The 569-nt window shown below is 46.6% G+C and carries 1 pseudogene; it reads right to left on the bottom strand.

Going from position 1 to position 569, the window contains the following annotated elements:
- A pseudogene (locus HMPREF0658_RS11475) lies at window positions 1-207 on the bottom strand (hypothetical protein); the annotation flags it as partial.
- Between the last annotated feature and the right edge of the window lie 362 nt (window positions 208-569).

Here is a 569-nt window from a genome sequence, read left to right as displayed (position 1 = left end):
TGTCCAGTAGAATTTCAGTTTCGTACCGGTATATTCGCCTGCCGTGCGGCTTGGGGCGAGTTGCGAGGCCGGCTTTTCTTCGACCATGGCAAATTCGGTCATCACTTTGGGTTCGGGCTGCGGTTGCGGGGTGTTGTCTTCACTTGCGCAACCTGTCATTGCTAAAAGTCCTACGAAAAGGAGCAGGTTTGTTGTTAATTTTTTCATTGTTGTCGTTTTTTTTAAATTGATTCTTTACTTGATTTGTTTTGTTACGGTAGCAGGTCTTACCATGCCTCATCGTTGGCATCGCTGTGTCCTCCCCATCCGCGTGTGTCGAAATCTTCGTCTTCGGCATCCTCGTGTCCCACCCCATCCGGGTGTATCGAAGTCTTCATCTTCGGCATCTTCGTGCCCACCATGTGCATTAGACCAGCGCAATAGCGAACTCTCCTCCTCGGTTTCTATTACTTCGATGTGTGGAGGCACATACATTTCTCTTTTTGTTTGTTTTCTATCCATCTTTTTATCTTATTTGTTCGTGAATATTTTAGCGTAATTTTCCGCTTGCACAACTTGGCAAACGGGCA

This window comes from Hoylesella marshii DSM 16973 = JCM 13450 (assembly GCF_000146675.1).
GTDB lineage: Bacteria > Bacteroidota > Bacteroidia > Bacteroidales > Bacteroidaceae > Prevotella > Prevotella marshii.
This window is presented reverse-complemented; position numbering and strand designations above follow the sequence as displayed.